We start from the raw sequence: 11246 nt of genomic DNA on the forward strand, positions 1-11246 counted from the left end.
GGCACATTACAGGCAAACTCCAGTTCGGCGGCTTCGGGGAACTGCCATACGATTTCGGCGGTTTTGCCTGGCTCTAGCAATACTGAGTTAGGATCGTCATGGGACATGGTTTCACCGTTGCCCATATCCATCATCATCATATCCCGATTGATCTTATCCACCTCAAGAATGCCGTGGTCGATCATCATCATCATTTCTTCCTGATGCCCCGCGTGCATGGCGGCAGTCCCGATATTAAACTCGTGGACAAATTCACCGGTGTTTTTAATCACAAAACGCACGGTTTGATTTTTACTGACCGAAATTGTCTCTGGATTAAAGTAATTATCTTCCAAGTTAACCTCAACTGTACGGCTTATTTGAGAGGCTTTTCCTTCCTTGCCAATTGTAGGCAATTTGGCATCACCATGACCCGGACTTGCTGCCGCCCCGGAAATTTGAGAGGAAATCAGGCTAAAGGATAAAACCAAACCAGATAATGTTGAGGTCAGGGATTTCGGATTCGTAAATAGGTTAGTCATCTGCAACTCCAGCAGTAGTGTTCGTATCGATTTTGAATAAAAATAGAGATTCAGATGCTCTTCCTCTCCAGGTCGCCACGATAAAAGTGCAGCCTTATCGGAGACCGAAAGAGATCCTGATCTTTCTGGGGAGTTACAGAAGTCGCGGTGGGGGAAGATCTACCGCAGGAGATTGATCCAACCGGCGCCGTTCACGCAGCAAGCTCCAAAGGCTGTGCTGATAAAAATTGATCTGCTGTTGGTAATTTGCAGTTAAAAAATAGCTGCTTGAAGAGCTACAGTGCATAGCCTTCGTGCACTCTTTCAGGACTTGCTGCCCAGTGGGAAGAGATTTATCTTGTTGTGCTATGCCAAATATAGCAATGCCGGAAACACCAGCACCCATAGGTTGAAAGCTAGCTGTATTATGGTGATCGCCATCACTCCAATGCCCAGCGGCTTCGACAGACATAAGTGGTGCTGAAAGGGCAAAGGTCAGGGCCAACAAGATATGAAGAATGCGTTTCATACCCCCTAGATAGAGTTTCCTCCTAGGGGAAGGTCAAGAGAAATTTGATAAATATCCTTAAAGCTTATTTTTAAAATGCATAATGTTTTTGTAGAAAGAACTAATACAAATCTGTAAATTTGAACCGGGTGTTCTGATTCTCGTAACATCAAGTTAAATTGTCGCAAATACCCGCTCATTGTCGGTTATCTTTTGGCAAAAGCGATAATCCCTCTTATATAACAATGAACAAATCTGGTGCTATGGGATTATCGTTGTTCTGAATATGTGCCTTACTCTACAGAAGATCCTGAATACAAATGGCTCAAAAAAATATGGCTCAAAAAGATCTAAACGTTGAAGTTCTTGTCGTTGGTGGTGGCCTAGTTGGTCTAACTCTGGGTGTTGCTCTTGCTGGTGCGGGAATGGAGGTTGCGGTTGTTGATCGCGAAGAACCTTCTGATCAAAAAGCCACGCCTTTTGATGGGCGATCATCGGCCATTGCTTTGGGGTCTCAACGGGTTTTTGATCAGGTGGGTCTTTGGGATGGTATGACATGGGCGGCAGAAGCTATTCGCTACATCGAGATCACAGATGGTCAGATTGATCGGGGGGCGTCCCCGCTTTCTATGTCTTATGATTTTAGCGAAGTCGGTGATATGCCGATGGGATGGATTGTGGAAAATCGTGCGATCAGGCTTTCGACACATGCCAAGGCTGCGGAACTTGAAAACCTGTATCATTTGGCCCCACATAGTTTGCAGGAATTAGAGCGGGACAAACGCGGCGTTGTTGCATCACTAGATGATGGCACCAATATTAAAGCGCGCTTGGTGATAGGTGCTGACGGGCGCGGTTCTCAGCTACGTAAAAATGCCGGGATTAAGGTATCGGGAACAGATTATCATCAGAACGGGATTGTCTGTACCGTTGTACATGAAAAACCGCATAACGGTGTTGCTTTCGAACATTTCCTGCCTTCTGGTCCCTTTGCCCTTTTACCACTGCCGGATAGTGAAGAGGGCGTACACCGTTCTTCACTGGTCTGGTCGGAAAAAAGGGATCTAGTTGATGGCTATATGTCCATGAGCAATGAAGATTTTGCCAATGAACTTCATCGACGATTTGGCGAGAGCCTAGGTGCTTTTACCGTAACCGATATGCGATGGTCCTATCCTTTAAGCTCCTTACATGCAGAACGCTACACGGATACCCGCCTTGCCCTTGTGGGGGATGCTGCGCATGGAATGCATCCTATTGCCGGACAAGGCTTGAATCTTGGTTTACGCGATGTCGCGGCGCTGGCTCAAGTTGTCGTTGATGCCAGAAGAGTCGGGCTAGATGTTGGATCTCCTCAGGTTCTGGAAGATTACGCAAAATGGCGTCGGTTTGATAATGTGCTTTTGCTTGGTGCCATGGACGGCCTGGTGAAGTTATTTTCCAACGATCTGGCTCCTGTAAGGGTGGCACGTGATCTCGGTTTGGCGACCGTTGATAAAATTCCGCCCGTAAAACGGTTTTTCATGAAACATGCGATGGGAATCGTCGGGGATCTCCCCCGTTTGATGCAGGGTCAGAAATTATAACTCCACTCACTTGATCGATGTCTTTCTTTTGAAAGGTCACATAGATAAATTGGGCGAATAAACCGGATGATCTTGTGCCTGTAATCGTTGACATAAAATCGCCAGAGTTGGTTGTTATTTTTACACTAATGTTTGAGAGTATATTGTGATGTCTCAAAGAAATGTTGAGAATAAAATCTTGGCTTAGGCTGAGGTGAATAAAAGTTGTTTGCGTTAGAGAGGTATCAGTGTCTTTCACTAAAGACGAAATTAAATGGTCTGAAAGTTTGTTATCAGGTTTATTCTTTCTGGCCGTCAGTTTGATGCCCCTGAGCAATGCTCACGCGGCAGGTGATTCTGTTATTGCTCAGGGTGGTAACGGAGAAGTTTTTTTTGCGGCTTTACCCGATCAATGGCAGGCTTTACCCCGAAATACGCAGGCACAATCAACAACTGCGGAATGGTTACCACCGGGGCAAGATGTCAATAATTGGGAAGATATGATCACCGTTCAGGTGTTTCCAGGCTGGGCTGGGGGAGACGTTGTCAGCTTTTTGGATGAATTGGCTGCAATCTATAAACAAAACTGTGAGGTCAGTGGCGCAACTCCGCCGCTGAAGGATCAGGTTAATGGCTTTCCAACGGGCTTTAGGCTGATTAACTGTACCCGTGATTTAACTCGTAATACGGGTGAGGTTGCTCTCTTTCGGGCAACAGTTGGTCAAAATGCATTGTATTTGATTCAGCATGTTTTCCGCGTGCCTGAGTTTGAAATTGGGGCACAACCTGTGACCAATGAGGCAATGAAACAAGCTTTTGAAGGTATTCGCACGGGGTGGGCATGTAATCAGAATTCTAAAAAACACCCTTGTCCACCAAGTTGGCAAAGCTCATTGTCGAAATTGGATGGCAAGCCCTCAGTTGTTGTTATCAAAGCTCCAAATTAATTGATCGAATGAAAAGCGATGCGACGGTCTAAGAAGCGTGAACACCTTGTTAATGTAGCACTCGGGCTTTTTTACGCTCAGGGATTTCACGCCACTGGAGTTGAGCAGATTGTTTCTGAGGCTGGCGTTGCACGCATGACGCTTTATAAACACTTTCCATCCAAAGATGATTTGATCATCGCTGTACTGGAACGGCGTGATGAGCAGTTCAGGAGTTGGTTGTTAAACTTTATGACAGCGCAAAAAGAGCCAAGACAACAAATTTTGGCAATGTTTGATGCGTTAGGGCATTGGTTTAATGATGAAGCTTTTCCTGAACATCGTTTCTGCGGTTGCTTGTTTATAAATGCTGCTGCGGAATTTTCTGATTTTAAAGAATTGGCTCATCAGGTTGCTGCCCGTCATAAGGCTGTTTTAACCAAAGAAATTTTAAAAATTGTTGAAAAAACAGACCTTTCACACCCAGAAGACTTGGTGGCAGAGCTAATGCTTTTGAAAGAGGGGGCAATCGTTACGGCACAGGTCAGCGGTGACAAACAAGCTGCGGCAAGGGCAAAAAAGATTGCGATCAAACTTTTGGCCCAAGATTAATTTGCCACAAGAATAATGGTTAAACTTTATGGGTTTCGGGAAAGGCCCCGTTTTTCCATTTCATCCAGATATGTTTGCCAGATGGTTTCTTGTTCTATGGCCAGTTTATACAGGTACTGCCACGAATAGATCCCCGTATCGTGTAAATCATCAAAGGATAATTTCACGGCATAGTTTCCAACGGGTTCGATTGCAATAATACCGACCATACGTCGTCCGGAAAGAATTTGTTTTTGGCTGGGGTGATGGCCCTGTACTTCCGCAGATGGGCTTTCCACACGAAGATATTCTGCGGACAAAACAAAGCTTTCTCCGTTTTCAAAGGTTATGTGAAGAACTCGCTCGTCTGACTTATATTTTAGATCCGTCGGCCAGTGTTCTGTTCGAAAACCCTGTGCGTTATCTTCTTCAATTGATCCGGTCATTGATACCTACCCAGAATCTGTTGGTTTTAATCGATTGATCTGGCTTCGTCAGTCAGCATTACGGGAATACCATCACGTATCGGGTAAGCAAGCTTTGCCTGGCGTGAAATCAGTTCTTGATTCTGTGCATCGTATTCAAGGGGCCCTTTTGTTTCCGGGCATACAAGAATTTCGAGTAATTTTCTGTCGACGCGTGGTTCGTTGCTCATCATTCTATCCATAATACCCTGATATATCTCTTTATCAGGGGTGTTTTATTGCTTGGCAAAGTTCTGATTACTTTGGTGCACGGCCATATCCATAATCGTTTCCATGATATCAGCACGTTGTACCAAAGTTGATGCCTCTAATATTGCTTGCTTTTCTGCTGATGAAAAGGGGCAAATCATCGCAAGAGTATTCACCAGCCGATGATTGTTTGTGTGCTCTATCGCTTTCCAGTCCGCATCAATGTTATTGACGTCGAAATAGCTTCGTAGGCATGACAACAGCCGATCACGGTCAAGGTCTTCTGACTCGGTGTTTTCTAGGTCGGGACGATATGGGGTATAGTCTGGAATGACTCGTCTATAGCCAAAGTCAGATGATATTTCGTTGGCGACATTGTAGCGAATCAAACCTTGCAGAGAAATAAGGTAACGGCCGTCATCGGTTTCCATAAAGGAAGTAATCCTGCCAAGGCACCCGATTTTGTATAGGGGTGTATTGCTATCATCCAAAATGGTTTGCTCAGGTTTACTGTTCGGCTGAATCATGCCGATACACCGGCTTTGCCCCAGCGCGTGATCTATCATGGTAAGATAGCGGGGTTCAAAAATATTGAGCGGAAGCGTTCCCCCTGGAAGTAACAATGCGCCTTCCAACGGAAAAACAGGAAGTTCGTTCGGGAGCTCGTTAAACTTTGGATCGAAGATACCACCGGTCATAGCATACCCTTGCAAAATGTGTTTAGGGGAACACGCCTTGAATTTTTGCTCATTCTAATGAATAGGCAACAAACATTACTAGCTAAAGAGTAACGAAGATAATTTTCCACGCGCTTTCATTGTCATTGGATCCATCATGCCCCAGGCTTCAAAAAATTTCAAAAGCTGAATTCGGGCTGCATCATCGTTCCATTCACGATCATGCTTGATTATATATAGCAAATGATCTGCAGCTTCTTCGTGGCTACCTTCTGCTTGTAAAGCCAAAGCCAAATCAAATCGAGATTGATTATCCGCTTGATCCCCTTCAACTTTGTTTTTCAGGGCGATGATTTCTTCATTATCAAGACTTTGACCTGCGAGTTCTAGTTTGGTCACAACACCTGAAAATTCAGGTTTTGATTTAACATCGTCTGGTAATTGATCAAACAACGCCTGCGCTTCTTCGGTCATGTTAGCACTAATTTGACATTCTAACATCCCGATAAGTGCGGGTTCGTTATCAGGTACGTGTTCCAAAATTTGGCTGTAGATTGACATGGCCGACATGTCATCTTCATTTTCTCGTGCAAGCGTGGCTTGTTCAAGGGCATCAGCGATCGGATCGCCTTTTACACCACCGGTTTTTTGGATCACTGTGTCAATGAATTTCGCGATTTCACTGGGGGGAAGCGCGCCGTTAAAACCGTCAACAGGTTGCCCTTGAAAAAAAGCATAAACCATTGGTACGGATTGAACACGCAGTTGTGACGCCAGCATTTGGTTTTCATCAATATTGACTTTAACCAGCTTTACAGCACCTTTCGCCGCCATGACGGCCTGTTCGAGGGCAGGCATCATTTGTTTACAGGGGCCACACCAAGGTGCCCAGAAATCGACAAGAACGGGCTGATTCATGGAAGCTTCCATGACATCTTTGGCAAAGTCTTGCTGATTAGTATCCTTTATCAGGTCAGCTTGTGGTGTTGGGTTGCTGCCGATGAGTTCTTCCATTGTTCAATATCCGAGCTTTAAAATTTGTTCCTGAAGCACATAAATTTAGGAAGCATAAAATTTGGTATCCCAAACTTAAGCTTCAATTATAGAACCCCAATCCTAGATAATTTGCTTGCTACCTGACAAGATGAGGTTGATTGACCTGAACTGCAAGGGATCAAGTTGCGTCTTGGGCAAGTTGTGCCAAATTATCTATATCCAGTTCTTCTGGCGGGTGATTAATGGCAATTAAAAACTGTACAAGATCAGCAGGTTTAATTGATGTGGTCATTGTATTGGTCAAGGGATGCGAATTAATCGGAGATAAGTCCATCATCTGTGAATCAAGAATGACTTTAACGGCGTTATCTTTATCATTGATTGCAGTGAAGGGTGAAACCGATCCGGGGGTGATACCAAGAAATTCCATCAGACGATCTGCACTGCCAAAAGAAAGCTTTCCTGCACCCAAGGCTTTCCCCAATAACTTCATGTCGATCTTTCTGTCTTCAAGGCAGACCAAAAGCCACATCTGCCCCTTTTTGTTACGTAAAAAAAGGTTCTTGGTATGGGCACCTGGGATGTCACCGCAATGTTCTTTGGATTCTTCAACCGTATAAACGGCAGGATGGGTAATTGTTGTGGTTTCGATTCCAAGATCATCGAGTTTTTGAAAGAGATCATCTGGGGTGCAAGGGGTGATATCAGTCATATTTCGTTGCCTGCGTATTTTTGCAAATTCTGTTTATAATTAAGGGTATGCCTCGTTTTTTTTGTCTTTGAAACCAGAAAGAAACAAGCAGGATTATTTTTTTGTAAAAAAAGCTCTTGCAATGTCAAACTTCGTGACGTAAATACCCCTCCACCAACACAGAGACGCGGGCGTAGCTCAGTGGTAGAGCATCTCGTTGCCAACGAGAATGTCGTGAGTTCGAATCTCATCGCCCGCTCCAGTGTTGCATGAAAAAGACCCGGCTTTGGCCGGGTTTTTTCGTTTTAAATTGAATCTTTTCTATTTAAGTTTTTACCGACTGTTTTTCTTTAGCCTTTGTATTTTACAGAAGCTATCAAATCTTTTTTGTTAAATGCGATTTGCGGCCTTCATCTTTTTGCCATCTTTCTCGTCGATTAATCAAACGAACGAAGGAGGAATTAAAGTCGGGCGATTTTTTTGTGCTGGTTCTTGTTTGTCTGTCAGGATATAAATCTCAGAACTATCTGAGTTATCAACTATTGTTCAAAGAGTTACAGCCTTGGTTCAAAACCTTGTTGGGTACCTATTATTTTTCCTTTTTCTGGGACTCTATTCAGCGATGGTTATTTCTATCGGAACAGATTGGCTTCCGGATCATCCGCTTGTACATCTTGTATACTACCCCTTTGTTGGGCTTGTCTGGCTTTACCCTGTGATTAAGATAATGTTCTGGATGAAACGGCGGCGCGAAAGGCACGAAAATTAATGCGAATAAACAAGTTCTCGTGGATATCATTATGCCTTTGTTTTGCAATTTTCATTGTCGCACCGGTTACTGTCAGGGCTTTTGATAATCTGGGTCACGAAGAGACACTTGATTTTTGCGTGACAGAACTAGGTAAAAGAATAGGTGCTGAAAACGCTTTGAAGATGGAAAAACATTGTTCTTGCGCTGCTGATCTCGCCTTGGATAAAACGCCTGAAACATTGAAAACACCTTTGGCCCGCCTGGTTCGGCACCAAGGTTTAAGGCCCGAAGACAGAGCCGCGCTCAAAGCTGAATCAGGTAACCTTTTTCTCTATATTGCGATGCTTGACAGTCACTGTCCGAAAATCCTGAGCGATCCGATGCTTCAAAAGCTTTTATTGCCAACACAATAAAGTTTGCATTCGGCGATAACGTCACCAGATTTATTTTCAAGTTTACTGTGAAGTAATTCTGGTTTTACTTGCTTCATGAACCACTTGCTAAAGGATGTAAGTTCTAGGGTGCTAACGTCTGCTTCTATGAGGAGACAATATCTTCCCTTGGTTCTTGAGGCGGATAAATCTGCGAGCACATCGTACTGATGCCGGATCAGTTTTTCTCTTATTTCGTCGACTGACAGCGATGTGGCAGAGAAATTTATTCTGATGAATTTGTAGGGATTATATAGTCTTGGACTAGATAGGTTATGTTGCAGTGGCAGCGCAGAAGTATTCATGATCGGATCTCTTATGGCGAAGAATTGAACAAGCAGACGTGACGATGATCGTTGACATTTTCATGCCCCCGGTCATTCGCGTGCTCGTATACATTCGCGCAGAAATTTCTGTGGTTATCCGATACATGCTCATAGAGTTACCTCGTCTCATGTTTTAATGCAAGTCGCAGATGACTAAGCCACAAAGGTGTCATTTTATTTTATGAACCCAACAGCACGCAGGGAATTTTTCGGCGTGATCGTTGTGACCTTTACCAAGTTGTCTCTTTTTTAGCGTTCGGCATGCCCAATTCCTATCTTTGAGGCTCACAATCTTTTGATATCCATAGGAAGGGAAAATTGTGGATATTTTGCGGCTTGAAGGTGTCTCAAAAATAGCTACTGCTCATTAATTTTATTTTCCTGATAGAGTTAGCTGTACTCAAAGGGCTATTGCAAAGCGAATGGTCACTCTTCTATTGGCGACTCTAAATGAATTTGTGCTTTGATGATGGGTTTAAATAACTTGGGCCCATAGTAGAAATAGATAAGGCCAATAGACTGTTTTTGTTCTCTTCTAATCGGTGGTTTTGCCATACGTTCTTTAAACCTATTGGCGAAAATAATGTGGATAACTTTACTCTTTTGTAAGTATTAAAAAAATATCCTGTAGGCGACGCATTTTTTACTAACAATGGTCCTGAAATAGGTTAACGTGGTTTGTCCTCCACCTTTAAGGGCGGACCTGGGGTGGGGACGTCGAATAGAGCAATACCCTAATAATTAAAAAGCGACAGCGGTCCGAGGAAAGAATAATGGCCATTCATGGCAATAGCAGTACATCTGAATGTATTGATAAAGTAGTCGAACTGGTTCACAAAAAAATAAGTGCTGATAAAGCCCAGATGATTGAGCAGTTCGTACGTACGTTTTATGAAAACGTCCCACCGGATGATTTACGTGAAGAGACAGCAGATAACCTTTTTGGGGCAGCTTTGGCTCTTTGGGGGCAGTTGCAGCAACGTGCAGAGGATGAAACCAAAATAAGGGTTTATAACCCTAGGCCCGAAGAACACGGGTGGAAATCGTCCCATACGATTATCGAAGTTGTTAACAATGACATGCCGTTTCTGGTGGATTCAGTTACGGCGGCGTTGGAACGATTGGATGTCGAAGTACATTTGGTTGTGCACCCCGTGCTGAGCTGTATTCGCGATGCAAAAGGAAAACTAAGCTGTATTAATGCGAATGGTGGCGACAAGGGAATCCTGACAGAATCTGTGATGCACATACAGATCAGCGAGCAGGTTGTCGAAAGCCATACCCAAATTGCCCACGAACTGACCAAAGTTTTCGACGATGTGAAAGCGGCTGTGGAAGACTGGAAACCAATGCTTGGCAAAATGAGCGAAGTCATTGGTGAGCTTAAAAAATCTCCACCGTCACTATCCAAAACTGAAATTAGCGAGTCTATTTCTTTCCTAGAGTGGATGACTCAGGATAATTTCACTTTCCTTGGGTATCGCGAATACAAGTTCGAAGGTGAAGGTACCAATGCAATTTTAAAGGTACACCCTGATTCTTTGGGCTTACTGCGCGATATTGATGTTCATGTTTTTGACACAAATAGTAGGACAGTGACTGTGCATATTGATAAAAAATCATTAGAGAAAATTAACTTCAAGAAGGAGAAAAACAACCCAAATTACGGTTCTTATTTTAGTTTCGAAATTGAAAACACTATGTGATAAAAATGCTCGCGACAAGCCATTCCCAGCGCTTGTCCAAGATCATTATAATAATGTTAATCTTCATCATATTCTATAGATTCCAAATTCGAATTTCCATTACTTCTTACAAATGTGCACCATCGGCAATCCGGTTCATTACAGCCATCGAATTGATGATTCATTACACCTTCATAAGTCTGCAGAATCTGTTCTGAAACAATGTTTTGTTCAAGCTCAGAAATTGTAAATTCTTCTTCATGAAATTTATTGTCTTTGTCAGCCTCTAAAAATGACATATACCCTTTTAGAAATTTCCAATTCTTCATAGGATATTCTTTAATTAAAAAAGATTAATCAAGAAGAAATCCTTTTTTATATTCAATAATTTTGCCTTCCTTTAATTCTTTAAGGCCTTGATCTAAACTTTTCTCAATTTCAGAATTAGAAGCAGCTTTTTTCATATATTATCTAATACTTTAATTTATATAAATTTAAAAACTATACTTTTTCCGAAACAGGAAAATACACTTTTGAATTAGAACAAGAAATGAGAGAAAGCCCTTTGAAGAATGTAATGGCTGTTGGTTTAAGAATTGAAAAAGCAAGCAAATAATGAAAAAGGTATTTTATATATTTATAATGATTTTGTTTTTTTCTGCTTGTAAAAATTTTACTGGCGAAGTAAGAACCATAGAAAAAGATAGTTTTGAAATAGAACTGCCAGATTGGTTAGAGGAAACCAATGACTTAGCACCACACGCGCATTATCAGTTTAAAAGTAGGTATAGAAATACTTATGGAATAATAGTAAAAACACCTAAAGAAAATAAATCTTTTGTAGATTATCAAAAAGAAGGTGTTGGAGTAATTAGAAACTTTAATGAAATTACAAATTTGTTTGTAACAGATTCTGTTTATGAAA

General features: G+C 42.5%; 15 protein-coding genes, 1 tRNA gene and 1 pseudogene. 9 read left to right on the forward strand and 8 right to left on the reverse strand.

Translation table 11 applies throughout. From position 1 onward, the window contains the following. A partial coding sequence (locus Q0241_RS16115) for a cupredoxin domain-containing protein (protein WP_299379302.1) occupies positions 1-521 on the reverse strand: 521 nt, incomplete at its 3' end. A gap of 133 nt (positions 522-654) precedes the next feature. Further along, on the reverse strand, positions 655-1029 hold the full coding sequence (locus Q0241_RS16120) for a hypothetical protein (protein WP_299379304.1): 375 nt from the start codon (positions 1027-1029) through the stop codon (positions 655-657). 299 nt (positions 1030-1328) lie between these two features. Between Q0241_RS16120 and Q0241_RS16125 the strand changes: the two genes are divergently transcribed. From Q0241_RS16125 to Q0241_RS16135, 3 genes are all read left to right on the forward strand, one after another. Further along, positions 1329-2594, forward strand: coding sequence for a UbiH/UbiF/VisC/COQ6 family ubiquinone biosynthesis hydroxylase (locus Q0241_RS16125; protein WP_299379305.1), 1266 nt, complete (start codon positions 1329-1331; stop codon positions 2592-2594). Between the two features lie 227 nt (positions 2595-2821). After that, positions 2822-3520 carry a hypothetical protein gene (locus Q0241_RS16130; protein WP_299379307.1) on the forward strand — a complete coding sequence of 233 codons (699 nt, stop codon included), beginning with the start codon at positions 2822-2824 and terminating at the stop codon, positions 3518-3520. Positions 3521-3538: 18 nt separating this feature from the next. Next, the gene (locus tag Q0241_RS16135; RefSeq protein WP_299379310.1) at positions 3539-4111 is read left to right on the forward strand and encodes a TetR/AcrR family transcriptional regulator; all 573 of its coding nucleotides are present in this window, start codon (positions 3539-3541) and stop codon (positions 4109-4111) included. 26 nt (positions 4112-4137) lie between these two features. On the opposite strand, the gene Q0241_RS16140 is transcribed toward Q0241_RS16135, so the two are convergent. The 5 genes from Q0241_RS16140 to Q0241_RS16160 form a co-directional block, all read right to left on the reverse strand. Beyond that, positions 4138-4536, reverse strand: coding sequence for a DUF971 domain-containing protein (locus Q0241_RS16140; RefSeq protein ID WP_299379312.1), 399 nt, complete (start codon positions 4534-4536; stop codon positions 4138-4140). A 26-nt stretch (positions 4537-4562) separates the two neighbouring features. After that, positions 4563-4745 carry a Trm112 family protein gene (locus tag Q0241_RS16145; RefSeq protein WP_299379315.1) on the reverse strand — a complete coding sequence of 61 codons (183 nt, stop codon included), beginning with the start codon at positions 4743-4745 and terminating at the stop codon, positions 4563-4565. Between the two features lie 45 nt (positions 4746-4790). Then, positions 4791-5462, reverse strand: a complete 672-nt coding sequence (locus Q0241_RS16150; RefSeq protein ID WP_299379318.1) for an LON peptidase substrate-binding domain-containing protein — start codon at positions 5460-5462, stop codon at positions 4791-4793. 78 nt (positions 5463-5540) lie between these two features. After that, positions 5541-6455 (reverse strand): co-chaperone YbbN, encoded by a 915-nt coding sequence (locus Q0241_RS16155; RefSeq protein ID WP_299379321.1) that lies wholly within the window; start codon positions 6453-6455, stop codon positions 5541-5543. Positions 6456-6615: 160 nt separating this feature from the next. Next, positions 6616-7149 (reverse strand): prolyl-tRNA synthetase associated domain-containing protein, encoded by a 534-nt coding sequence (locus tag Q0241_RS16160; RefSeq protein ID WP_299379324.1) that lies wholly within the window; start codon positions 7147-7149, stop codon positions 6616-6618. Between the two features lie 166 nt (positions 7150-7315). Between Q0241_RS16160 and Q0241_RS16165 the strand changes: the two genes are divergently transcribed. The 4 genes from Q0241_RS16165 to Q0241_RS16175 all read left to right on the forward strand — a co-directional run bounded on the left by Q0241_RS16165 (position 7316) and on the right by Q0241_RS16175 (position 10342). Next, positions 7316-7390, forward strand: a tRNA-Gly gene (locus Q0241_RS16165). Positions 7391-7690: 300 nt separating this feature from the next. Further along, entirely contained in the window at positions 7691-7897 is a 207-nt protein-coding gene (locus Q0241_RS22610; RefSeq protein WP_366941196.1) for a DUF2842 domain-containing protein, read from the forward strand. Next, complete coding sequence (locus tag Q0241_RS16170) at positions 7897-8292, forward strand: hypothetical protein (RefSeq protein ID WP_299379327.1); 396 nt, start codon at positions 7897-7899, stop codon at positions 8290-8292. Before Q0241_RS22610 ends, Q0241_RS16170 begins: the two co-directional genes overlap by 1 nt. A gap of 1117 nt (positions 8293-9409) precedes the next feature. After that, a complete protein-coding gene (locus Q0241_RS16175) occupies positions 9410-10342 on the forward strand; it encodes an NAD-glutamate dehydrogenase domain-containing protein (RefSeq protein WP_299379330.1) in 933 nt (310 codons plus the stop codon). Positions 10343-10398: 56 nt separating this feature from the next. Here Q0241_RS16175 and Q0241_RS16180 read toward each other — a convergent pair whose 3' ends face one another. After that, positions 10399-10650 (reverse strand): hypothetical protein, encoded by a 252-nt coding sequence (locus Q0241_RS16180; RefSeq protein WP_299379332.1) that lies wholly within the window; start codon positions 10648-10650, stop codon positions 10399-10401. 173 nt (positions 10651-10823) lie between these two features. Here Q0241_RS16180 and Q0241_RS22615 point away from each other — a divergent pair. Both Q0241_RS22615 and Q0241_RS16185 read left to right on the forward strand, forming a co-directional pair. Beyond that, positions 10824-10937: pseudogene (locus Q0241_RS22615) on the forward strand (hypothetical protein); the annotation flags it as partial. After that, positions 10937-11246, forward strand: a 310-nt coding sequence (locus tag Q0241_RS16185) for a hypothetical protein (RefSeq protein WP_299379335.1), incomplete at its 3' end; no start/stop codon positions are given. The pseudogene Q0241_RS22615 and the gene Q0241_RS16185, both read left to right, overlap by 1 nt.

Source organism: uncultured Kiloniella sp. (genome assembly GCF_937128705.1).
GTDB lineage: Bacteria > Pseudomonadota > Alphaproteobacteria > Kiloniellales > Kiloniellaceae > Kiloniella.